Below are 21102 nucleotides of genomic sequence, written 5' to 3' on the forward strand. Positions count from 1 at the left end.
GTTTTGGAGCCGCTCATGTACCGCGCCGTGACGCGCAACATCGAAGTGCAGGTCAGGCCGTTCTATCTCGAGGACCGTTCGGACCCCTCGGAGAACCGCTATGTCTGGGGCTATCAGATAACGATCGACAACCAGTCGGACGAGTTCGTGCAGTTGTTGTCGCGCTACTGGCACATCACCGATGGTGCCGGCAGGGTCGAGGAAGTGCGCGGGCCGGGCGTTGTCGGCGACCAGCCGGAGCTCAATCCCGGCGACAGCTATCAATATACGTCCGGCTGCCCGCTCTCGACACCGTCCGGGATCATGGTCGGACGCTACACGATGCGCAACAAGCGCGGCGAGACGTTCGACATCGCTATCCCCGCCTTCTCGCTCGATCTGCCGGGGACAAGGCGCACGGTGAACTGAGCACCGGCGGTCGCGCTGCCCCTCATCCGCCCGTCGGGCACCTTCTCCCCGTGAACGGGGAGAAGGAAAGATAGCTCACTGAGCCGCAAATTCCGCCGGATCGAAGTCGTACCGCGTCGAGCAGAACTCGCAGGCGACGTGGATGCCGCCATCCTCGGTACTGTCCTTGATCTCCTGCGCGGAGAAGCCTTCGAGAATGCCGCGGATCTTGTCCCTGGAGCATGAGCACTGATCGGCGACTGGAACGCCGCCGAAGACGCGCACGCCATGCTCGTGGAACAAGCGGTAGAGCAGCCGCTCGGCGCCGATGGTCGGGTCGATCAATTCGGTCGGCTCGATGGTGCCGAGCAAGGCCAGCAACTCCTGCCAGGAATTGTCTGTGGGATCATGGATCTCCTCGCGCGGATCACCATCCCCACCCGGCAGGTCCGGAATGCGCATGCGCTCGGGCGATTGCGGCAGGAACTGCGCCAGGATACCGCCGGCGCGCCACTGCTCGCGCGCACCGCCGACACCGGGCGTCAGCAGCTTGGCGACCGAGAGCCTGAGGTCGGTCGGGATCTGTTCCGACTGGCGGAAATACGTGCGCGCCGCCTCTTCCAGCGTCTCGCCGTCGAGCTGGACGATGCCCTGATAGCGCTGCGTATGGGCGCCCTGGTCGATGGTCAGCGCCAGCACGCCGCTGCCAAGCAGCGTTTGCTGCGAGGTCTCGCCGGCCGCGATCAGTGCCTCCAGCCGGTCGGCGTCGAAACGCGCATAGGCGCGCAGCGCCGAGGGCGTGGAAAAGTCCGCGACCAGCATGTCGACAGGCCCATCGGTACGGGTCTGCAGGATGAACTTGCCTTCGAACTTGAGCGAGGTGCCGAGCAGCACCGTCAGCACACAGGCTTCCGCCAGCAGGCGGGCGACCGGCTCGGGATAGTCGTGGCGGCCAAGGATGGCGTCGAGCATCGGCCCGAGCTGGACCGTGCGGCCACGCACGTCGAGCGGACCGACTTCGAAGGGAACGACGTGATCGTCGCCGGCGTAGCCGAACTCGCCGAGTTTGGGGTGATGTTCAGTCACTTGATGGCTTTCCAACATGACAAAGCTCCAGGGCGCGGCCATGCGGCCCTGGTGGGCACATGCGTCCAAACGCGCTTGATTTGCGTGATGCGGCGCAGATAGGCATCGCGCCCCCGCAGATCAAGCGCCCAGACATTTCGGGCGCCCAGGCACTTCAGGCGCCCAGGCATTTCAGGGCATCAGTCATTTCAGGCACCCAAGAGACTTCAAGCACCGAGGCACCAGGCGAGCACGGCCTTCTGGGCGTGGAGCCGGTTCTCGGCCTCGTCGAACACCACCGAATGCGGCCCGTCGATGACCTCGTCGGTCACCTCCTCGCCGCGATGGGCCGGCAGGCAATGCATGAACAGGGCATCGGGCTTTGCCCTGGCCATCAGCGCTGCGTTGACCTGATAGGGTGAGAAGACATTGTGGCCGCGAGCGCGGTGTTCCTGGCCCATCGACACCCAGCAGTCGGTGACGATGCAGTCGGCCTGGTCGACGGCTTCCTCGGGCGAGCGGGTGAAATGCAGCTTGCCGCCATGCGCCCTGGACCAGTCGATATGCTTCTGCGCCGGTTCGCTGCCTTCGGGCACGGCGACGTTGAGATTGAAGCGGAACCGTGCCGAGGCCTCGAGCAGCGAGTGCAGCACATTGTTGCCGTCGCCGGTCCAGGCGATCGTCTTTCCAGCCACCGGCCCGCGATGCTCCTCGAAAGTCATGATGTCGGCCATCAGCTGGCAGGGATGGGTGTCGTCGGTCAGGCCGTTGATCACCGGGACGGTTGCGTTCTCGGTCAGCTCCAGCAGCCGCTCATGCGAGGTGGTGCGGATCATGATCGCATCGACGTAGCGCGACAGCACCTTGGCGGTATCGGCGATGGTCTCGGAGCGGCCTAGCTGCATCTCGGTGCCGGTCAACATGATGGTCTCGCCGCCAAGCTGGCGCATGCCGACGTCGAAAGAAACGCGGGTGCGCGTCGATGGTTTGTCGAAGATCATCGCCAGCACCTTGCCTTCGAGCGGCTTGGTCCGCTCACCGGCCTTGAGACGCGCCTTTCGCGTCACCGCGTCATCCAGCATGAAGCGCAAATCGCCTTCGGAAACGGTGGAAAGATCAGTGAAATGGCGGACTGACATCAGGAATGGTTCCGGATTACTTCGCGGCGGCGGAGGCCATGGCCTCCGACAGGCCCTTGGCGCCAGCGCGGATGCGGTTGAGCGCTTCGTGAATCTCGGCATCGGTGACGGTGAGCGGTGGCAGCAGGCGAATGACGTTGTCGCCGGCCGGAACGGCCAGCAAATGCTGGTCGCGCAGCGCCATGTTCACCTTGCCGTTGGGCATCGCGCATTTGAGGCCGAGCATCAGCCCGGTGCCCCTGATATCCTCGACAATTTCGGGGAATTCGTCAGCTATTGACGCAAGCCCCTGCTTCATCAGCAGCGCCTTGCGCTGGACATCCTCGAGAAAGCCATCTTCCAGCACCACGTCGAGCACGGCGTTGCCGACCGCCATTGCCAGCGGATTGCCGCCGAATGTGGTGCCGTGCACGCCGGCGGTCATGCCGACGGCCGCCTCGTCGGTGGCAAGGCAGGCGCCCATCGGGAAGCCGCCGCCAATGCCCTTGGCGATTGCCATGATGTCGGGCGTCACACCCGACCACTCATGCGCGAACAGCTTGCCGGTACGGCCGATGCCGCACTGGACCTCGTCATAGATCAACAACAGGCCGTGCTGTTCGCAGAGCTGCCGCAGCCGCTTCAGCGACTGTGTCGGCACCGGACGGATACCGCCCTCGCCTTGCACCGGCTCGATCAGGATCGCGGCGGTCTCCGGCGTGATCGCCTTTTCAGCGGCGTCGATGTCGTCGAAACCGACCTGGTCGAAGCCCTCGACCTTGGGTCCGAAGCCTTCGAGGTATTTGTACTGGCCGCCAGCCGCGATGGTCGCCAGGGTGCGGCCATGGAAGGCGCCTTCGAAGGTGATGACGCGGAAGCGCTCGGGATGGCCCTTGACGAAGTGGTAGCGCCGCGCCGTCTTGATCGCGCATTCCAGCGCCTCGGCGCCGGAATTGGTGAAGAACACCTTGTCGGCGAAGGTGGCATCAGCCAGCCGCTCGCCAAGCCTGCTCTGCCCCGGGATTTCATAGAGATTGGAGACGTGCCAGAGTTTCGCCGCCTGTTCGGTGAGGGCCGCGACCAGATGCGGATGACCGTGGCCAAGCGAATTGACCGCGATACCGCCGGCGAAATCGAGATATCGCTCGCCCTTGTCGGTAACCAGCCAGGTGCCTTCCCCATGGTCGAAGGCCAGGGGTGCGCGAGCAAAGGTCTCGTAAAGCGCCGAACCGCTCATTATATGCGTCTCCGGTACCGGAAAATCAAAAAAGCCGCCAAAGCGGCGGCCTTCTGCGGCTTATCGTGTTTTTCGGCCATGAAGTCAACGAAAACGTCGCGTAGTGGCGCGCGGCAAGCCCCCTGACGCAACGCCGGCTCATGAGCGACCGGGCAAGTTGGGGAAAACCGAAAAAACCGATTCGTGTTGCACTTGGGACTCTTGTCACCGAGTCAGCGCATAGAGTAGTTGTAGTCGAGAAATAACTAGATTTCGTGCGGCGGACCTAATCACCAGATATATGTGGTGTCTGCCCCAGCAGTTGTGCTGGGTCGGGAACGGATTCTGATTGCCGCACGCTTATGAGGAGCGCGGTCATGAACTGGACTGACGAGCGGGTAGAACTCTTGAGAAAACTGTGGTCGGAGGGTCTGAGCGCAAGCCAGATTGCTGCGCAGCTTGGAGGGGTCAGCCGCAACGCGGTCATCGGCAAGGTGCACCGGCTGAAGCTGTCGGGCCGTGGCCGCGCAACGGCCACGCCGGCACGCCAGAAAAAGGCATCGCAAGGTTCCTCCGTCCAGAAGTCGGTGGCGCGCGCCGCGAGCACGGCACGCCATGTCACGACTTCGATCGGCGCGACGGCCCTTCAGACGCAATTCGACGCCGAACCCGTGGCAAGGCACTACATCCGCCCGGTCGAGAACGTCGTGGTACCGATCTCACGGCATCTGCAGCTCGTCGAACTGACCGAGCGCACCTGCAAATGGCCGAACGGCGATCCGCTTTCGGAGGACTTCAATTTCTGCGGCAACGAAGCCGCCGAAACCGGTCCCTACTGCAAATACCATGCCCGCGTGGCGTTCCAGCCAGCGGCGGAGCGGCGGCGGAACCGCTGAGCGAATAGCGAATAGCGAATAGCGAATAGCGAATAGCGAATAGACACTGATTGAGCTTCCGCGAGGGAGCAATGCAGTTTTTCCCCTATTCGCTACTCCCTATTCGCTATTCGCTCTTTTACAGCCAACCATTCTTCCTGAACCGCCAGTACAGGAAGCAGCAGATCAGCGCGATCATGGCCAGCACCATCGGGTAGCCATATTCCATCTTCAGCTCCGGCATGTCGGTAAAGTTCATGCCGTAGATGCCCGCGAATGCGGTTGGCACCGCCAGGATGGCCGCCCAGGAGGCGAGTTTCTTGGAGATCGCCGTTTCCTGGCTTTGACCGACCAGAAGACTGGCCTCGAAGGCGAAGGCCAGCACCTCGCGCAGGCTGTCGATCTTCTCCTGGACGGTACGGATATGATCCGTCACGTCGCGGAACAGCGGGTGCATGGCCGAATGGATCTGTGGCAGCTCAGCGCTGGTCAGCCGGCGACAGACTTCCACCAGGGGCAATGCCGCGTTGCGCAGGCGCAGGAGGTCACGGCGCAGCATGTAAAGCCGCTCGATATCGGGGCCGGTCATGGGCTTCAGCAGGACCTTGTCCTCGATCGCCTCGACCTCGTCCTCGATCTGCTCGAGCACGGGCATGTAGTTGTCAACGATGAAGTCCAGAATGGCGTAGAGGACGAAATCCTCGCCCTTGGCCAGCGAATGCGGGCAGCTTTCCCAGTGCTGGCGCACAGCGGCATAGGATGTGGAAGGGCCGTGCCTGACGCTGACGATGTAGCCTGAGCCGACAAACAGATGCGTCTCGCCGAAGGTGACGCGCCCTTCGATCAATTGCGCCGTGCGGGCGACGATGAACAGCGCATCGCCATATTGCTCGATCTTTGGCCGCTGGTGCGGGTGCTCGGCATCCTCGATCGCCAGCTCATGCAGATGAAACTGCGCCTTGACGCGCAACAGAAGTTCGCGGTCGGGTTCAAGCAGCCCGATCCAGACGACATGTCCCGACTTCTTGGCCCACTCGCCGGCTTCCTCGATGGGAATATCGGCTATACGGTGCCCGGCGGTGTAGACACCACAGGCGATGATGCCCGATGTCGGCGGCGAGGGCTTGAACTCCCGGACATATTCCATCGCGGCCTCCCGAAAGCGTTGCCTTCCCTAGGGAACCGGCAAGCTTATCTCGGGATAGTTTAGCGCAATATGATCAAGGGTTCGAGAGGACGTGCGTTCACTTCACCGGCAGCGCCGCGGGGAGGCCGATCTTGTCCGTCTTGTCGCTCTTCGGCCGCTCGGCCGGCATCTGGTCGCCGGTGACGATGTAGTAGATGGTCTCGGCGATGTTGGTGGCGTGATCGCCGATACGCTCGATGTTCTTGGCGCAGAACAGCAGATGCGTACAGGGCGTGATGTTGCGCGGATCTTCCATCATGTAGGTCAGCAATTCGCGAAACAGCGACGTGTACATGGCATCGATCTGGTCGTCACGGTCGCGCACGAAGCCGATCTTGTCGACCGAACGCGACGCATAGACGTCGAGGACTTCCTTCAGCTGGGTCAGCGCCAGGTTGGCCAACGCCTCCAGGCCGCGGAAAAGGCTGGTCGGCTGACGGCCGTCGGTGACGGCGACCACCCGCTTGGCGACGTTCTTTCCGAGGTCGCCGACCCGCTCGAGGTCGGCCGAAATGCGGATGGCGCCGACGATCTCGCGCAGGTCCGTCGCCATCGGCTGGCGCTTGGCGATGATGATGATCGCCTTGTCGTCGATCTCACGCTGCCCCTCATCCAGCACGACGTCGTCGCGAATGACCTTCTGGGCCAATCCCGGATCGGCATTGACCAAGGCGGCGACCGCCTGCTCGACCATGCGCTCGGCATGGCCGCCCATCGCGGCGATGCGCTTGGAGAGATATTTAAGTTCCTCGTCAAAGGCGCTCATTGTGTGAACGGACTGCATGGACGAAATGCCTTCCCACGGGGTGTCTTGATCTTGAGTCGTTTCCTCGAATCCCCGCTGATACGCTAACCGGATGACAGAAAAAAGAAACGGTCCCGTGGAAAACTAGGGCAGTATCAGTGCGCCGGCAAATGGACCGAGAAGGCGGCGCCCTTGCCGACCTCGGACTTGATCGTCAGCCTGGCATTGTGACGCGTCAGGATGTGCTTGACGATCGACAAGCCAAGTCCCGTGCCTTTCTGGGTCCGGCTGGTCTCGACATCGATGCGATAGAAGCGCTCGGTGACGCGCGGGATATGCTCCTCGGGAATGCCGGGGCCAAAATCCCTGATCGTCACGTCGATGCCTGGTTCGGAACCATCATCGCCACGCGCGATCGACACCACGACGCGGCCGCCCGACCGGCCGTATTTGCAGGCATTTTCCAAAAGGTTCTCGAAGACCTGGAACAACTCGTCGCGATCACCCGGCACATCGAGCGACCCCTCGGCGAAATCGCGTTCGATGGCGACATTGTTTTCCCGGGCGAGCGGTCCGAGCGAATCGATGACGCTGTCGACGGTCTGGCGCAGATCGACTTCGGTTCCCGGCTTCAGATAGGGCTTCATCTCGAGCCGCGACAGCGACAGGAGATCATCGATCAGTCGCGCCATGCGGCCGGTCTGATTCTGCATGATCTGGAGGAACTGCTCGCGCGCCGCCGGATCGTTGCGGGCCGGTCCGCGCAGCGTTTCGATGAAGCCAGCGATCGAGGCCAGCGGGGTGCGCAACTCGTGACTGGCATTGGCGATGAAGTCGGCGCGCATGCGGTCTATGCGCCGTGCCTCGCTCTGGTCCTTGAAGACCAGCACATAGAGGTCGGTGCCATGCCCGACCGAGGACGCGCTGACCCGATAGGCCCGTTCGACGGGAAGTCTCTCGGTATAGTCGACAACATCCGAGGCGACGGTGCCCGACAGAACACTGTCCAGCAGCGCCTGCATTTCCGGCGCCCGGAATTTCAGCGGCAGCGATATGCCCGGCGCGATGCCGCCAAAGGCGGCAAAAGCGGCGGCGTTGGCGTGGACGATGGTGGCGGCCTGGTCGAAGATGATGAGCGGATCAGCGACGGCGGCCGCGAGATATTCGCCGGACAGGCGCTGCAAGCCCATCGCTTCGATTGCCCCGGCGCTCTCGGCGGAATGGCGCGCAGCTGTAACCGGCAATAGTGCCGCCGTCAGCAGCAGGAGCAGCGCCGGTACCAGCACGTAGGCGGAAATACCCGCGAAGCCATAGGCGATCAGGACCGCCACGACACCGGCCGCGAGCAGCCAGCGGCTGGTCCACAGCCGGGCGGCGATCGCTTGCCCCATGCCTTTCTGCTCCGCGCCCAGGTCAGTCATTCGCGCGCCCAGCCTCCACCGGTCACACGGCGGCGAAAACTTCCGCTGGACCGCAAATCAAAAGTGCTACAGCGTCCTTTGCGCGCCCAAATGGACACGCGGCGCTGTAGTGGCTCCCAATAGCATGAGTCCAGACACTTAAAAGGGTTCGTCTGCATGAATAAGGCCAAGGAAAATTCCGCCACGCCAACTTCAGGTCCGCTGAAAATCCGGATCGGCGGCAAGGAACGGGAGTTCGATATCGAGAATCCCGAGCTTCCGGACTGGGTCGAGGAGAACAAGCTGACCGCGGGCGGGTATCCCTACGACAAGAAGATGAAAGCCGAGGAGTACGACGAGACGCTCGAGCAATTGCAGATCGAGCTGGTCAAGGCGCAAGCATGGCTGCAGGCGACCGGCAAGCGGGCGATGGCGCTGTTCGAGGGGCGTGACGCCGCCGGCAAGGGCGGCACGATCTTCGTGCTGCGCCAGTACCTCAACCCGCGCACGGCGCGCAACGTCGCGCTGACCAAGCCAACCCCGACGGAGCTGGGGCAATGGTATTATCAGCGCTATGCCGACCATTTCGCGACGTCGGGCGAATTCGTCACCTTCGACCGCTCCTGGTACAACCGCGCCGGCGTCGAGCCGGTGATGGGTTTTTGCACCCCCGAACAGCACGAGAAGTTTCTCGACGAGACGCCGCATTTCGAACGAATGATCGTCAATGACGGCATCCATTTCTTCAAATTCTGGCTGAACATCGGCCAGGAGACGCAGCTCGAGCGCTTTCACGATCGCCGCTACAGCCCCCTCAAGAGCTGGAAGTTCTCGCCGATCGACATTGCCGGCATCACCAAGTGGGACGACTACACCAAGGCGCGCGACAGCATGTTCGAGCGCACCCACAAGGAGTTCGCGCCATGGATCATCGTGCGGGCCAACGACAAGCGACGCGCGCGGCTGGCAGTGATGCGTCGCATCCTCCTGTCGCTGCCCTATGAGGGGCGCGATCTCGATATCATCGGCAAGGAAGACAGGAAGATCATCGGCGAAGGGCCGTCATTCCTGGGCAAGCAGGACTGACGCTTTTTGGCGCCGCGCAGCCAAAGGCGGCACGGCGCCATTGATGAGCGCCCTTGATCCGGCTCTACAGCATGTCGCGGCGAATGGGATTCGCCCGACCTGCTGTAAGCTTCTGATTTTATGCATGTCGTTATCCCGGAACCGAGGACACTTCCGGGCGACATGCATTAGGCCGCCAGGCGCGCGATCCGCTGCAACCGTCGCAGCGTGGCGTCGTCCTGCAGCGCCTGCTGGAACAGCGATATCTCCTCATCGATGCGCTCGCAAAGCGCGGTGGTGTTGCCCTTGAGCAGGCCGCGCGTCTGCAGCAACGCCGCAACCGGCTTTTTGGCGAGCTGCCTGGCCCGGCCGAGCGTCGCCTCCTCGACGCTGCCTTCCGGGACGATCTCGGCGACCAGGCCGAGCGCCCTGGCATCTTCGGCACGAAGCGTGTCGCCGAGGCAGAAGAAGCGGAAGGCACCGGCATAGCCGAGCTTCTGCGGCGCCAGGATGCTGGTCGCCGCGTCGGGCACCAGGCCGAAATCGACGAATGGCACCCGGAACGTGCTTTTTTCTGACGCGATTACCATGTCGCAATGGAACAGGATGGTGCAGCCGACGCCGACGGCATCGCCGTCGACACAGGCCAGGATGGGCTTTGGAAACGTTGCCAGCATGCGGAACATGTCGGTGACGGCGGCGATCAGCTTCTGATGCTTGGTGGCGTCCAGGAATTCGGAAAAGTCGCCGCCAAGACAGAAGCAGCCCGCCAGGCCGCGCAGCACGACGACCCGCACCTCGTCGTTCCCCGCGGCTTCATGAAACGTCCTGGCAAGGCTCTCATAGGCCCTCCTGTCGAGCACCGGCCGGCCGTCATTCGACGACACGGTGACGATCAGCGCATGGTTGCGCAGTTCGGGTTGCGGGTGCGCGTTCATGACGCCCTCCTTTGGCCGAACATGTCGGGATATCCCCTGGCCAGGACGGGTGCATGATGATTGCGGCGCGAACGGACCACGTCCAGCGTGTGCTCGTTGAAGGTGAGCAGCGTCGCCACGACCTGCTGGTTGCCATAGGTGCGCTGATAGCCCAGCGGCGTCGCCAGGAAGTGCAGCTGCAATGCGCGCAGCACCCACATCGGCTCGAACTCGATGATGACCTTGTCGACGCCGCGCTTGAGACCCCACTCGACGAAACCGGCTATCAACTCCGTGCCGACCGTCGAGACGCCGCGCCGGCCATCGCGAAAACCCGGAGCCACCGCATAGCGGGTCAATTCCCAGATGCTGGGGCCCGCCGGCGGCGTTCCTTCGGAGAGATCGGTCAACACCTCGGTCAGCAGATGCGGCCGTGTGGTCGGCAACATCCTCTGATAGCCCGCGACTTCATCGCCCCTGATGACGATCTGATGCACCGCCTCGTCATGATCGAACTGGTCGACCTCAAAACCGTCGGGGCGCCGCAGGTCCTCCCATCCCATTTCCTCGACGAATATCCGGTAGCGCAGCCGATGGACGGCCTCCCAGAGGTCGGGGCGTTCCATCAATTCCTTGGTCGAAAGACAAAAAAGCATTCCGTAGTCTCCTGTGGTTCAGGGGAAGATACGGCCGTGCTTCGATGCGAAAATTGCGTGATCACGTAGGCAAGAAGTTCTAGGCCTGCACGGCCGACCTAGCTAATGTATCCGCGCCTTATCGCCTCGGCGACTGCCTGCACCCGGTTGACGGCACCGAGTTTGCTTTTGGCGTTAAGAAGATGTTTCTCCGACGTGTGTTCGGAGATGCCGAGGATTTGCGAAATCTCCCATTCGGACTTGCCGACCGCGGCCCATTGCAGGCACTCGCGTTCGCGCGGCGTCAGTTCGATATGATCGATGGTCGTGGCCGCCATGGTGTGAAGTTGCATGGCGCGGCCAATGGCATAGGTCGAGACCAGCGAGACCAGGCCGAACTCGGCCGCCGACAGTTCCACGGCCTCGCCACCCAGCGACACCATGACGATTTCGCCATCGAGCGTGATCAGCGGGAAGGCCAGCCCGTCGCGCAGCTTGAAGGCGCCGGCGTCGCCCATTACTTCGCCACTGCTCTTGTCGATGCGAACGCCCTGGGCGGCTTCCCGCCATTGGAACGGCGCCTGCAGCTGTTTCATGTGACTGACGACGGGATCGTGATCGACATAGTTGCGCGTCACATAGCGCTCGAGCCATTCGACCGGCCAATCGCAAAGCAGCACATGCTGCTTTTGCTGCCCCGTCGGCGTGCCCGGCCGCGGAACGGTTCCGGCCATCAGCGCGGTCAGGCCGAACTCCGATGTTACGCCTAACAGTTTCTCGCAGACCGCGGCCGCCGTTGCGGCGTGCTGCAGCTGGTCCATGTATTCCAGCGTCCGATCGAACTGACTCATCGCAACATCAACCCCATGTTGCCTTATGCATTGAAGTCCATGGTCCACGCCATGCCGGCACTTCGCCACCGACCAGGAATTGCAAAGCGCCCGCTTCCGGTTGTGGTTCTCGACCCTGGTACCCCCACCAGGGCAGCCACCGCTGTTTGCAAACCCACCAAATCATATCCCGAAATCGAAGCGTTGAAATCAAAAAGCATTGTGCCTGTACCATTTTCATACCAAAACCGGCACGAGCACGGTGCGGGGAGTTCTATCGTGGCGTTCCAATGGAGGTTCCAGGTCCTGGCAGCGGCGCTCATCGCGGCACTGGTTTTGGTTCCCGGAGCGCGCGCGGCGGAGCCGCAGGTACCGGTGCTATGGGACGCCAAGGAGCGGCTGCCCAAGCCAGACCTTTCGGCACTGCCGCGGCTGCGGTTCCTGACGACCACGGATTTTCCACCTTTCAATTTCCTCGACGGTTCGGGAAAGCTGTCCGGTTTCCATATCGACTTGGCGCGCGCCATCTGCGCGGAACTCGATATCGTCGACAAGTGCCAGATCCAGGCGCTGCCCTGGGCGGAGCTTCAAGGCGCGCTCGAGAAAGGCGAAGGGGAAGCGATCATCGCCGGCATTGCCGCAACGCCGCAGTCGCGACAGACATACGCCTTCTCGCGCGCCTACCTGCAATTCCCGGCGCGCTTCATCATGCCGAAAAACAAGGCGCTGGCGGAACCGATCTTCGACAAATTGCACGGCAAGCGCGTCGGCGTGATATCAGGTTCGGCGCATGAACGCATGCTGCGCGACTATTTCGGCACGGTCCAGATCGTCCCCTTCGACAGACCGGAAGCCCTCTACGGCGACCTCAAGGCCGGCAAGATCGACGCCGCCTTCGGCGACGGCATGCGATTCGCCTTCTGGCTGGGCGGCTCCGATGCCGCCGGCTGCTGCCGCTTTGCCGGCGGCCCCTACCTGGCCCCCGAATATCTGGGCACCGGCATGGCCATCGCCACGCGAGCGGACAATCCGGCACTGGCCGCGGCGCTCGACTACGCGCTACAGGAGATTTCGATGAAAGGCACCTTCGCCGAATTCTATCTGCGCTATTTCCCGGTCAGTTTTTTCTGATCCGGTTCCCGGTCAGTTTTTTCTGATCCGGTCCGGTCAGTTTCTTCTGATCCGGTCCGGTTTCTTCTAAGCACAGCCGATATTCAGGTGACCTGAACCCCAACAGCCCTCGTTGAGGCCGATGTCAGGTGAGCGTGCGAAGCCTTGCCTTCGCCGCACGGCCGATCGCCGCGACGGTCAGCGTGTCGAGATCGAGCTGACGGCGGATCAGCTGCAGCACGCGCACCTCTTCCAGCCGCATCTCCAGATCGACAGCGGCGACCTCGAAGGCGGCTGCGTAGGCAGTGTCGCGCAACCGCTCCGGCAGCGCCTCCGCAACCTGGGTCAGGACACCTTCCAGCCCATCCTTCTCATGCAGCATCTTCTGGCAGGCCTGGGCCACGGCAACCAGCCGGTCCTGCCTGAAATCCTCGAACACCGGCCACGAGCGGACGACATCGCCGATCCTGGCCAGTTCGACGTCGGTCATGTCCCGGTCGGAGGCCGAAGTGATGACCATCAGATAGATCAGGGCTTCGTGCGGGGTGGGCGACGGCATTCTTTTGCTCCTTGAACGGGCTTCGAAGGTAGGAAGGTGAGCCCGAGGCCGCAAGGAAAAAGCGCCCCACGCGTTGACGCTCCGGCCACGCGCGCCTAGAGACCGGTTGAAAATCGACACTTGCAGCCAGAGCGGCGAATAATTTTGGAAAACAGGACCATGGCGGGATCAAACATCATCGATCTCAATCCCGAACTGCTGACGGCCGCGGTCGAGAGCAAGGCATGGCCGTTCGAGGAAGCCAAAAAGATCATCGAACGCTACAAGGGCGCCAATTTTCCAGAATCGATCCTGTTCGAAACCGGCTATGGACCGTCGGGCCTGCCGCATATCGGCACGTTCGGCGAAGTGGCGCGCACATCAATGGTGCGTCATGCGTTCCGCGTGCTGACGCAGGACAAGGTCGCGACCAAGCTGCTGTGTTTTTCGGACGACATGGACGGCATGCGCAAGATACCCGACAGCGTGCCGGATCGGGCAGCGCTCGAGCCGTATCTGCACAAGCCGCTGTCGTCGGTGCCCAATCCGTTTGACGGCGACTATGCGAGCTTCGCCGACCACAACAATGCGATGCTCTGCCGCTTCCTCGACACGTTCGGCTTCGACTATGAATTCGCCAGCGCGACGCAGTACTACAAGGCCGGCCGTTTCGATGCGATGCTGTTGCGCGCCGCCGAACGCTACGACCAGATCATGGCGGTCATGCTGCCGACGCTCGGGCCGGAGCGGCAGGCGACCTACAGCCCCTTCCTGCCGATCTCGCCGAAGAGCGGGCGCGTGCTTTACGTTCCCATGAAGCATGTGGACGCCAAGGCCGGCACCATCACCTTCGACGATGAAGGCACCGAAACCACGCTGCCGGTCACCGGCGGCAGGGTGAAGCTGCAGTGGAAGCCGGATTTCGGCATGCGCTGGGCGGCACTCGGCGTCGACTTCGAGATGTTCGGCAAGGATCACCAGACCAATGCGGTGGTCTATGACCGCATCTGCAACATCCTGGGCGGGCGGGCGCCGGAGCATTTCGTCTACGAGCTGTTCCTCGACGAGAACGGCCAGAAGATCTCCAAGTCGAAGGGCAATGGCCTGACCATCGACGAATGGCTGACCTATGCGCCGACCGAGAGCCTGGGGCTCTACATGTACCAGCGGCCGCGGCAGGCCAAGAAGCTCTATTTCGACGTCATCCCGCGGGCGGTGGACGAATATTACACCTTCCTCGCCGCATACCCGCGTCAGGACTGGAAGGAGCGCTTGGGCAACCCGGTCTGGCATATGCATGACGGCAATCCGCCCGCCATCGACATGCCGGTGCCGTTCTCGTTGCTGCTCAACCTGGTCAGCGCCTCCAATGCGCAGAACAAGGACGTGCTGTGGGGCTTCATCTCGCGCCACGTGCAGGGCGTGACGCCTGCCACCCATCCCGAGCTCGACCGGCTGACGGGCTATGCGATCCGCTATTTCGACGATTTCGTGAAGCCGACGAAGACCTTTCGACCGGCCGACGAGGTCGAGCGCGAAGCGCTGCTGGCTCTCGAAAAGGCGCTTGGCGACTTGCCGGCGGGCGCCAGCGGCGAGGCGATCCAGAACGCTTCGCTCAACGTGGCGCGCAAGATCGAACGCTACCAGGACCATTCCAAGCAGAGCCCGGAAGGCGGACCCGGCGTTTCAGGCGCCTTCTTCCAGATGATCTATCAGGTGCTGATCGGCCAGGAACGCGGCCCACGCTTCGGATCCTTCGCCGCCCTCTACGGCGTCACCGAGACCCGCTCGCTCATTCAGAAGGCGTTGGCTGGTCAGCTGGCTTGAGGACGCCGCCGTCCTCTTCCAGGATCGAGCCCGGCGCCTGAGGCGCCGGGGCGGGTGCGGCCGGCGCCGCCGAGATGCCGGCAAGGTTCGGGGCCGATCCGAAAATGCCCTTCTTCGCGCTTTGTGCTTTGTCACCCGCTTCCACATAGGGCCCGCCCTTGGCAGCGCGCCCCCAGCCGTTTTCGACCAGCCATTGACCGACATCCTGCTTGCCGATCCGGCACCCCGCCGCGATCCGGTCGCGACCACCTTCCGGCGGCACCGTGCAGACCACGGCGCGACCGCGCAGGAAGGCGCGGAACGCCGTGCGGGCACGGACACCGCACGGCCAGGATTTGCCATCGGTGGTGCAGATCTCGTCCTGCCCGACGACATCGATGCCGGAAACGGCGATCGAATAGCCTTTCGCCTCGATCAGGCCGGCGGCCGGGGCGACCGGCTGGAACAGCTTTGTGCCGTTCCAGTCGCCGGGCATCTTCGGCTTGGGCGGCACGGCGAGCGCCAGCTTGCTCAACGGCTCGCGCGGCTCGACCCGCTCGAGCTCTCCGGCGGGCAGTTCCGGCGGCGCGACGACCTGCGGATCGATCGCCCGCGAATGCGCCGCCGATTTTGGCGGCTGCGGAGCAGGTATGGCTGAGGTGGCTGGTTCTTCTGGTAGCGTCCCGGTGTCAGCCCGCGGGATCGTATCGGCGCCGGGATCGATCTGATCCACCGCAACAGTGCTTGCGCTGCCTTTCAGCGTGCGTCCTCCGGCAACGACCAGCGCCGCCATCACCGGAAGCATCAGAACCGCCAGGACGAGATGAGAAAGTCGCACCCGCTGCACCTATTGGCTTGCCCAGACGATCCGCGCCACCCATTCGACCTCGCGCATGGGGATGTCGCGATCCGGATGCTCCGGATTGAGCGAGACCAGCGCGATCGACTTGACGGTCTGGCGTTCGAGCACCTTGGCCATCACCTCGCCTGATGTGGTCTTGACGACGACGCGATCGCCCTTGCGGGTGGCGGCGCCCGGCTCGACGATGAGCACGTCGCCGTTGCGGTAGAGCGGCAGCATGGAATCCCCCTGCACCTGTAGCGCATAGGAACTCTCGGTCGATTGCGCAGGCAATTCGACGAGATCCCAGCCCTGCCCAGCGGGAAAGCCGGCATCGTCGAAGAAGCCGCCGGCGCCTGCCTGGGCAAAGCCGAGCAACGGCACGGCGCGCCGGCTGGCGGGCGATGCGCCCCGGCCTTCGATCAGTCCCGTGAATTCGTCCAGCGAAGCGCCCGTGGCCTCGATGATCTTGGCCAGCGATTCGGTCGAAGGCCAGCGCGGCCGCCCGTCGGACGAGAGGCGTTTCGATTTGTTGAAGGCGGTCGAATCAAGTCCCGCGCGCCTTGCCAGACCCGAAGCCGAAAGCGAATAGCGCTCGGCAAGAGCATCGATGGCAGCCCAGACGCGGTCGTGCGAGAGCATGACGTGCTCTCCTTCGAAACAGGAAAAAATGCCTTGCCTGTCTAACCCGCGACCAGTTGGTTGTCCACCGTTTCGATGACGGATCGCCGGCAGTGCGGCCGCTCGTGACAAAGGTCGTCTCCTTATTGACCGCCGCGGGAGGATAGCCCTATGTTCAGCCTGCGGTGCAAGCCGTATCCGGGTCCGCGGGAAGGGTTGAACCCACTTGTCTTGATGAGCTTGTAGCCAAACCTTTGTGCTGCCGATTTGCGGACCTTCGGCACTTCACGCACGGAGGTTTTTATGAAACAGCTCCCCAACCGGCCCAATCTCGATCTGTTGAAGAAGCAAGCAAAGGAATTGCTCGCGGACTACAAACGCGGCGATCCGGATGCGCTCGAGCGCCTTCGAAATGTCCTGCCGGCAGCCATGGGCAAGTCCGACCAGGCGATCAAGAGCCTCGCCTTGCGTCTTCATGATGCCCAGTCCTGCCTTGCGCGGGACTATGGGTTCCCGTCCTGGTCGGACATGAGCAGCTTCGTCGCGGCGCAGCGCGCTTACCGAACCGACCGTGCCGGCTCGATCCGCAATTGGGTGGGCCTCGTCTAAGCCGGCGACATCAGCGGCGGTACGAACCGGGCAAGCCCGGCCGCCGCCGCGCGGATGGTCGAGGAGCATCCGGATCTCATTGCAGGCGATCCTTATCTCGCCTGCGCTGTTGGCAATGAAGCCATCCTGCGCGGCTTCACGGAGCGGGACACAGGATGGATCAATCGCCCGGGCGGTCCGCTCAAATTGCCGCCGCTGGTGGCGGTGGCGCATTCCAGTCTTCTCCGGCTGCCACGCTTTCGCGAACCGCTTCATGCCTGTGCCGAGCTGCTGCTCGAAGCAGGTGCCGAACCAGACCAGGCCGTCGGCAGCCGTTGGCCGCCGGCGTCCGTGGAAAAGCCCTCGGAACAGTTCCCGCTGTCCGCGCTCTACGGCGCTGCCGGCCAGAACTACGATCCCGTGCTGACAAAGCTGCTGCTCGACGCCGGCGCCAATCCGAACGACGGCGAGTCGCTTTATCACTCGCTCGAAAATCCGGACTGCACCCGGCTGCTGCTTGCCGCGGGCGCGCGCGTCACCGGCTCCAATGCGCTCTATCGCGTTCTTGACCTCGACAGCATCGAGGCGCTGCGCCTCCTGCTCGCGGCACCCGATGCCAATCCGAACGAAGGCGCCACAAGCCAGCCGACATCCGACTGGGGCAGGCCGCTTTTGTGGGCGCTCCGGCGGCGGCGCTCTGCCGCCCACATCGAAGCGCTGCTTGCCGCCGGTGCCGATGCTGCGGTTCGCACGCCCGACGGGGCGAGTGCCTATCTGGTCGCCCTGCATTTTGGGCTGACCGATGTCGCCGCGCTGCTGCGGCGATGGGCAGACAATGGACCGCTTCCCGATGACGAGCAGTTCATCGCCGCGTGTGCCGTGGGCGACGAGGCGACGGCTCGGCGGATAAAGGCCCAGCACCCGGACTTGCCCCACTCGCTGTCGGACACGCAGTTGCGCCTGCTGCCGGAGCTTGCCGCGCAAGGCTGCACCGAGGCGGTGAGAGCCATGGTCGATCTGGGTTGGCCGATCGCCGTGCGCGGCGGCGATTGGGATGCCTCCGCGCTGAACCACGCCGTGTTTCGCGGCCACGCCGATCTCACCCGCTTCCTGCTCGAAAACGGCGCCAACTGGAACGAACAGCATGGTTTCGGCGGCGACGTGCGCGGAACGCTCGGATGGGGTTCGGTCAATGAACCGGAGGCGAACGGCGACTGGCTTGGTTGCGCCGAGGCGCTCGTGGCGCATGGGATGCCGAGCGGACGGCCGGACCCGAATGGCACGCGGAATGTCGTCTTCGAGGATCGTACGATGGTCTTTTCGGACGAGGTGACAGATTTCCTGTTCAGTGCGGCGGCGTGACGAATACCGGACTTCGGAGCGCGATCAGGTCCGTTTGGCCAGGCCGCGCAGTCCCTGGTGCGACGTCATGAAAATCCGTTCCGCCTCTGTCGGTGGCCGCGGGTTCACCGCACGGCCAAGTGCGGCGACAACCTCGTCAATGTCGAGGAAGCGGCGCGCCTTGCGGTCATAGACGCCGGCCGTCGTCAGGATCAGGGCGGCGGTCTCGCCATTGTCGAGGACGAAGCGGTGCTTGCCGATGACCTGGGTGCCTTCCCAGGTCTCGATCGAGGACACCACTTCGAAGCGGCGCCACAGCCGGATCTCGCGGGCGTAGACGGCCTGCAGCCCGCCCATCATCGGCGCCCAGCCATTCTTCCTGGCCAGCGTGATGAGGCCGGCGCGGACGAACAGGTCGATGCGGCCAAGGTCGGCCAGCATCATGTAGCGCGCATTGTTGAGATGGATGTTGAAGTCGATGTCGGTCTGCAGGCAGCGAAAGGCCAGCCGGCCTTCGCCGCCCATCAGATAGGGACCACGCCTGCGCGCCGTGGCCAGCATGCGCGCCATGCGCGCCCAGACGTACATGACGCTGTGTCAGGCTGCCTGCTTCACATCGCCCTTGGCATGGGGATTGAAGCGTTCGTAGAAGGTCTCACCTTTCTCGGCCATGTCGATCAGCAGCTTGGGCGCCTTGAACTCGGCGCCATACTTCTTCTGCAGGCCCTTGGCGATCTTGACGAATTGCTTGGTGCCGATCCCGTCAATGTAGGACAGCGCGCCACCGGTATAGGGCGCGAAGCCGAAGGCCAGGATCGACCCGACATCGGCCTCGCGCGGGTCGGTGACGATACCCTCTTCCATCACGCGTGCCGCTTCGAGCGCGATGGTGACCAGCAGGCGCTGCTGCAGCTCCTCATAGTCGACCTTCTCGGCCGCGAGCTGCGGATAGAGGTCCTTCAACCCCGGCCACAGCTTCTTCTTCGCGGGCTTGGCCGGATAGTCGTAAAAACCCTTGCCGTTCTTACGGCCGAAGCGGCCGTGGTCGTCGACCATGATGTTGATCAGCGCCATCTGCCTGGGGTCGACGGCCTTGTCGCCGAGATCCCTGATGGTCTGCTTCATGATCTTCTGGGCGAGGTCGATGGCCGTCTCGTCGGTCAGCGCCAAGGGACCGACCGGCATGCCGGCGGCCTTCGCCGCATTCTCGATCATCGGCGCGGGCACACCTTCGATTAGCATCTTGTAGGCTTCCCACATGTAGCGCAGCACGCAGCGGTTGACATAGAAGCCGCGCGTGTCGTTGACGACGATCGGCGTCTTCTTGATGGCGCGCACGAAGTCGATCGCGGTCGCCAGCGCCTTGTCGCCGGTCTTCTTGCCGAGGATGATCTCGACCAGCATCATCTTGTCGACCGGTGAGAAGAAGTGGATGCCGATGAAATTCTTCGGCCGCGCCGAATTCTTGGCCAGGCCGGTGATCGGAATGGTCGAGGTGTTGGAGGCAAAGATCGCCGACGCCTTCAGCACGGCCTCCGCCTGTTCGGTGGCGTTCTTCTTGACGGCGGAATCCTCGAACACGGCTTCCACCACGAGATCGCAGCCGGCGAGGTCGGCATAGTCCGCCGTCGGCGTGATCAGCGACAGGAGCTTGTCCTTCTCCTCGGGCTTGGCGCGGCCCTTCTTGACCTGATCCGAGATCAGGCTGTCGGAATGCGCCTTGCCCTTTGCGGCCGCCTCCATATCCCGGTCGAGCAGCACCACCGGAATGCCGGCCTTGGCGGTGACATAGGCGATGCCCGCGCCCATGAAGCCGGCGCCGAGGATGCCGATCTTCTTGAACTTGGTATCCGGCACGCCGGCCGGGCGGCGCGCGCCCTTGTTCAGCTCCTGCAGCGACACGAACAGCGAGCGGATCATCGCCGCCGCTTCCTTGCTCTGCATGATCTCGGTGAAATAGCGCTGCTCGATCCTGAGCGCGGTGTCGAAGGGCACCAGCAGGCCCTCATAGACGCATTTCAGGATCGCAGCGGCGGCCGGGTAATTGCCATGGGTCTCGCGGCGCAGGATGGCGATGGCCGGCGGCCACAGATTGGCGCCGGCCGCCGAATAGATCGGCCCGCCGGGCAGCTTGAAACCCTTCTCGTCCCACGGCGCCACCGGCTTGAGGCCGTTCCTGATCATCGCCTTCGCGGTCTCGACCAGCTTCGCCGGTTCGGCGATCTCATGGATCAGGCCCATCGCCTTCGCCTTCTGCGGCGACAGGGTCTGGCCGGAGGTCAGCATCTGCAACGCCTGTTGCTGGTCGGTCAGCCGCGGCACGCGCTGGGTGCCGCCGGCACCGGGAAAGATGCCGATCTTGACCTCGGGGAGCGCCATCTTCACCTTGTCGGAGTCCGCGGCGACGCGGCCATGGCAGGCGAGCGACATTTCGAAGGCGCCGCCCATGCAGGTGCCGTTGATCGCCGAGACCCATGGCTTGCCGCAGGTTTCCAGCTTGCGGAACAGGCCGGTCATGATGCCGGCATTGTCGAACAGCGCCCTGGTCGCCTTTTCGACATCCCTGACCTTGTCCGTGGCGAAGTTGGTCAGCATCCTCTGCAGCAAGGTGATGTCGGCGCCACCGGAAAAAGTGTCCTTGCCGGAGGTGATCACCGCGCCTTTGATGGCGGCATCGCCGGCCACCTTGTCCACGATGGCGTTCAACTCGCGCATCACCTCTTCGGTGAAGACGTTCATCGAGCGGTCCGGGCTGTTCCAGGTGACCAGCGCGATGCCATCGGCGTCGATGTCGAGGGTGAAATTGGTGTAGCTCATC

General features: G+C 63.3%; 21 protein-coding genes. 7 read left to right on the plus strand and 14 right to left on the minus strand.

Features of this window, described 5'->3' with window-relative positions:
* Positions 1-15: 15 nt before the first annotated feature.
* On the plus strand, positions 16-408 hold the full coding sequence (apaG, locus tag O7B34_RS02260; RefSeq protein WP_027146773.1) for a Co2+/Mg2+ efflux protein ApaG: 393 nt from the start codon (positions 16-18) through the stop codon (positions 406-408).
* A gap of 75 nt (positions 409-483) precedes the next feature.
* On the opposite strand, the gene O7B34_RS02265 is transcribed toward apaG, so the two are convergent.
* The 3 genes from O7B34_RS02265 to O7B34_RS02275 form a co-directional block, all read right to left on the minus strand.
* The gene (locus O7B34_RS02265; protein WP_140746621.1) at positions 484-1515 is read right to left on the minus strand and encodes an Hsp33 family molecular chaperone; all 1032 of its coding nucleotides are present in this window, start codon (positions 1513-1515) and stop codon (positions 484-486) included.
* Positions 1516-1679: 164 nt separating this feature from the next.
* On the minus strand, positions 1680-2591 hold the full coding sequence (argF, locus tag O7B34_RS02270) for an ornithine carbamoyltransferase (RefSeq protein WP_337106257.1): 912 nt from the start codon (positions 2589-2591) through the stop codon (positions 1680-1682).
* Between the two features lie 16 nt (positions 2592-2607).
* Positions 2608-3807 carry an aspartate aminotransferase family protein gene (locus O7B34_RS02275; protein ID WP_337139351.1) on the minus strand — a complete coding sequence of 400 codons (1200 nt, stop codon included), beginning with the start codon at positions 3805-3807 and terminating at the stop codon, positions 2608-2610.
* A 356-nt stretch (positions 3808-4163) separates the two neighbouring features.
* Here O7B34_RS02275 and O7B34_RS02280 point away from each other — a divergent pair, with 356 nt between their 5' ends.
* Positions 4164-4682, plus strand: a complete 519-nt coding sequence (locus tag O7B34_RS02280; protein WP_027141966.1) for a GcrA family cell cycle regulator — start codon at positions 4164-4166, stop codon at positions 4680-4682.
* 118 nt (positions 4683-4800) lie between these two features.
* Here O7B34_RS02280 and O7B34_RS02285 read toward each other — a convergent pair whose 3' ends face one another.
* The 3 genes from O7B34_RS02285 to O7B34_RS02295 all read right to left on the minus strand — a co-directional run bounded on the left by O7B34_RS02285 (position 4801) and on the right by O7B34_RS02295 (position 8013).
* The gene (locus O7B34_RS02285; RefSeq protein ID WP_337144711.1) at positions 4801-5808 is read right to left on the minus strand and encodes a magnesium and cobalt transport protein CorA; all 1008 of its coding nucleotides are present in this window, start codon (positions 5806-5808) and stop codon (positions 4801-4803) included.
* Between the two features lie 97 nt (positions 5809-5905).
* The gene (gene phoU / locus O7B34_RS02290) at positions 5906-6631 is read right to left on the minus strand and encodes a phosphate signaling complex protein PhoU (protein ID WP_337139349.1); all 726 of its coding nucleotides are present in this window, start codon (positions 6629-6631) and stop codon (positions 5906-5908) included.
* 116 nt (positions 6632-6747) lie between these two features.
* Positions 6748-8013, minus strand: coding sequence for an ATP-binding protein (locus O7B34_RS02295; RefSeq protein WP_337144712.1), 1266 nt, complete (start codon positions 8011-8013; stop codon positions 6748-6750).
* Positions 8014-8169: 156 nt separating this feature from the next.
* Between O7B34_RS02295 and ppk2 the strand changes: the two genes are divergently transcribed.
* A complete protein-coding gene (gene ppk2 / locus O7B34_RS02300; RefSeq protein WP_337144713.1) occupies positions 8170-9078 on the plus strand; it encodes a polyphosphate kinase 2 in 909 nt (302 codons plus the stop codon).
* Positions 9079-9245: 167 nt separating this feature from the next.
* Here ppk2 and O7B34_RS02305 read toward each other — a convergent pair whose 3' ends face one another.
* The 3 genes from O7B34_RS02305 to O7B34_RS02315 form a co-directional block, all read right to left on the minus strand.
* Complete coding sequence (locus tag O7B34_RS02305) at positions 9246-9995, minus strand: enoyl-CoA hydratase-related protein (RefSeq protein WP_337144714.1); 750 nt, start codon at positions 9993-9995, stop codon at positions 9246-9248.
* Positions 9992-10630, minus strand: a complete 639-nt coding sequence (locus O7B34_RS02310) for an acyl-homoserine-lactone synthase (protein ID WP_337144715.1) — start codon at positions 10628-10630, stop codon at positions 9992-9994. Before O7B34_RS02310 ends, O7B34_RS02305 begins: the two co-directional genes overlap by 4 nt.
* A 98-nt stretch (positions 10631-10728) precedes the next feature.
* Positions 10729-11460 carry a helix-turn-helix transcriptional regulator gene (locus O7B34_RS02315; protein WP_027141973.1) on the minus strand — a complete coding sequence of 244 codons (732 nt, stop codon included), beginning with the start codon at positions 11458-11460 and terminating at the stop codon, positions 10729-10731.
* Positions 11461-11718: 258 nt separating this feature from the next.
* On the opposite strand from O7B34_RS02315, the gene O7B34_RS02320 reads away from it, so the two are divergent.
* Positions 11719-12570, plus strand: coding sequence for a transporter substrate-binding domain-containing protein (locus O7B34_RS02320; RefSeq protein ID WP_442920932.1), 852 nt, complete (start codon positions 11719-11721; stop codon positions 12568-12570).
* Between the two features lie 124 nt (positions 12571-12694).
* Here the strand turns inward: O7B34_RS02320 and O7B34_RS02325 are convergent, their stop codons facing one another.
* Positions 12695-13108, minus strand: coding sequence for a tellurite resistance TerB family protein (locus O7B34_RS02325; RefSeq protein WP_027141975.1), 414 nt, complete (start codon positions 13106-13108; stop codon positions 12695-12697).
* Positions 13109-13267: 159 nt separating this feature from the next.
* Here O7B34_RS02325 and O7B34_RS02330 point away from each other — a divergent pair, with 159 nt between their 5' ends.
* On the plus strand, positions 13268-14914 hold the full coding sequence (locus O7B34_RS02330; protein WP_337131835.1) for a lysine--tRNA ligase: 1647 nt from the start codon (positions 13268-13270) through the stop codon (positions 14912-14914).
* On the opposite strand, the gene O7B34_RS02335 is transcribed toward O7B34_RS02330, so the two are convergent.
* Together O7B34_RS02335 and O7B34_RS02340 are read right to left on the minus strand one after the other, a co-directional pair.
* Complete coding sequence (locus O7B34_RS02335; RefSeq protein ID WP_442920933.1) at positions 14880-15731, minus strand: thermonuclease family protein; 852 nt, start codon at positions 15729-15731, stop codon at positions 14880-14882. The genes O7B34_RS02330 and O7B34_RS02335 overlap by 35 nt on opposite strands.
* Before the next feature lie 9 nt (positions 15732-15740).
* Positions 15741-16376, minus strand: coding sequence for a S24 family peptidase (locus O7B34_RS02340; protein WP_023772997.1), 636 nt, complete (start codon positions 16374-16376; stop codon positions 15741-15743).
* Positions 16377-16658: 282 nt separating this feature from the next.
* Here O7B34_RS02340 and O7B34_RS02345 point away from each other — a divergent pair, with 282 nt between their 5' ends.
* Positions 16659-16964: a hypothetical protein gene (locus tag O7B34_RS02345; RefSeq protein ID WP_337144716.1), complete on the plus strand. Its 306-nt coding sequence runs from the start codon at positions 16659-16661 to the stop codon at positions 16962-16964.
* A 54-nt stretch (positions 16965-17018) separates the two neighbouring features.
* Complete coding sequence (locus tag O7B34_RS02350; RefSeq protein ID WP_337144717.1) at positions 17019-18305, plus strand: ankyrin repeat domain-containing protein; 1287 nt, start codon at positions 17019-17021, stop codon at positions 18303-18305.
* A gap of 24 nt (positions 18306-18329) precedes the next feature.
* Here O7B34_RS02350 and O7B34_RS02355 read toward each other — a convergent pair whose 3' ends face one another.
* Positions 18330-18872: a thioesterase family protein gene (locus O7B34_RS02355; protein WP_337144718.1), complete on the minus strand. Its 543-nt coding sequence runs from the start codon at positions 18870-18872 to the stop codon at positions 18330-18332.
* A 9-nt stretch (positions 18873-18881) separates the two neighbouring features.
* A complete protein-coding gene (locus O7B34_RS02360; RefSeq protein WP_337144719.1) occupies positions 18882-21101 on the minus strand; it encodes a 3-hydroxyacyl-CoA dehydrogenase NAD-binding domain-containing protein in 2220 nt (739 codons plus the stop codon).
* Between the last annotated feature and the right edge of the window lies 1 nt (position 21102).

The sequence above is a fragment of the Mesorhizobium sp. Cs1299R1N3 genome (assembly GCF_037179625.1).
Taxonomy (GTDB): domain Bacteria; phylum Pseudomonadota; class Alphaproteobacteria; order Rhizobiales; family Rhizobiaceae; genus Mesorhizobium; species Mesorhizobium salmacidum.

What these genes read in the sequence shown, in the direction of transcription:
- apaG (WP_027146773.1), top strand. Translation starts at nt 16, where the DNA reads ATGTACCGCGCCGTGACGCGCAACATCGAAGTGCAGGTCAGGCCGTTC.
- O7B34_RS02265 (WP_140746621.1), bottom strand. Translation starts at nt 1,515, where the DNA reads ATGGCCGCGCCCTGGAGCTTTGTCATGTTGGAAAGCCATCAAGTGACT.
- argF (WP_337106257.1), bottom strand. Translation starts at nt 2,591, where the DNA reads ATGTCAGTCCGCCATTTCACTGATCTTTCCACCGTTTCCGAAGGCGAT.
- O7B34_RS02275 (WP_337139351.1), bottom strand. Translation starts at nt 3,807, where the DNA reads ATGAGCGGTTCGGCGCTTTACGAGACCTTTGCTCGCGCACCCCTGGCC.
- O7B34_RS02280 (WP_027141966.1), top strand. Translation starts at nt 4,164, where the DNA reads ATGAACTGGACTGACGAGCGGGTAGAACTCTTGAGAAAACTGTGGTCG.
- O7B34_RS02285 (WP_337144711.1), bottom strand. Translation starts at nt 5,808, where the DNA reads ATGGAATATGTCCGGGAGTTCAAGCCCTCGCCGCCGACATCGGGCATC.
- phoU (WP_337139349.1), bottom strand. Translation starts at nt 6,631, where the DNA reads ATGCAGTCCGTTCACACAATGAGCGCCTTTGACGAGGAACTTAAATAT.
- O7B34_RS02295 (WP_337144712.1), bottom strand. Translation starts at nt 8,013, where the DNA reads ATGACTGACCTGGGCGCGGAGCAGAAAGGCATGGGGCAAGCGATCGCC.
- ppk2 (WP_337144713.1), top strand. Translation starts at nt 8,170, where the DNA reads ATGAATAAGGCCAAGGAAAATTCCGCCACGCCAACTTCAGGTCCGCTG.
- O7B34_RS02305 (WP_337144714.1), bottom strand. Translation starts at nt 9,995, where the DNA reads ATGAACGCGCACCCGCAACCCGAACTGCGCAACCATGCGCTGATCGTC.
- O7B34_RS02310 (WP_337144715.1), bottom strand. Translation starts at nt 10,630, where the DNA reads ATGCTTTTTTGTCTTTCGACCAAGGAATTGATGGAACGCCCCGACCTC.
- O7B34_RS02315 (WP_027141973.1), bottom strand. Translation starts at nt 11,460, where the DNA reads ATGAGTCAGTTCGATCGGACGCTGGAATACATGGACCAGCTGCAGCAC.
- O7B34_RS02325 (WP_027141975.1), bottom strand. Translation starts at nt 13,108, where the DNA reads ATGCCGTCGCCCACCCCGCACGAAGCCCTGATCTATCTGATGGTCATC.
- O7B34_RS02330 (WP_337131835.1), top strand. Translation starts at nt 13,268, where the DNA reads ATGGCGGGATCAAACATCATCGATCTCAATCCCGAACTGCTGACGGCC.
- O7B34_RS02340 (WP_023772997.1), bottom strand. Translation starts at nt 16,376, where the DNA reads ATGCTCTCGCACGACCGCGTCTGGGCTGCCATCGATGCTCTTGCCGAG.
- O7B34_RS02345 (WP_337144716.1), top strand. Translation starts at nt 16,659, where the DNA reads ATGAAACAGCTCCCCAACCGGCCCAATCTCGATCTGTTGAAGAAGCAA.
- O7B34_RS02350 (WP_337144717.1), top strand. Translation starts at nt 17,019, where the DNA reads ATGGTCGAGGAGCATCCGGATCTCATTGCAGGCGATCCTTATCTCGCC.
- O7B34_RS02355 (WP_337144718.1), bottom strand. Translation starts at nt 18,872, where the DNA reads ATGTACGTCTGGGCGCGCATGGCGCGCATGCTGGCCACGGCGCGCAGG.
- O7B34_RS02360 (WP_337144719.1), bottom strand. Translation starts at nt 21,101, where the DNA reads ATGAGCTACACCAATTTCACCCTCGACATCGACGCCGATGGCATCGCG.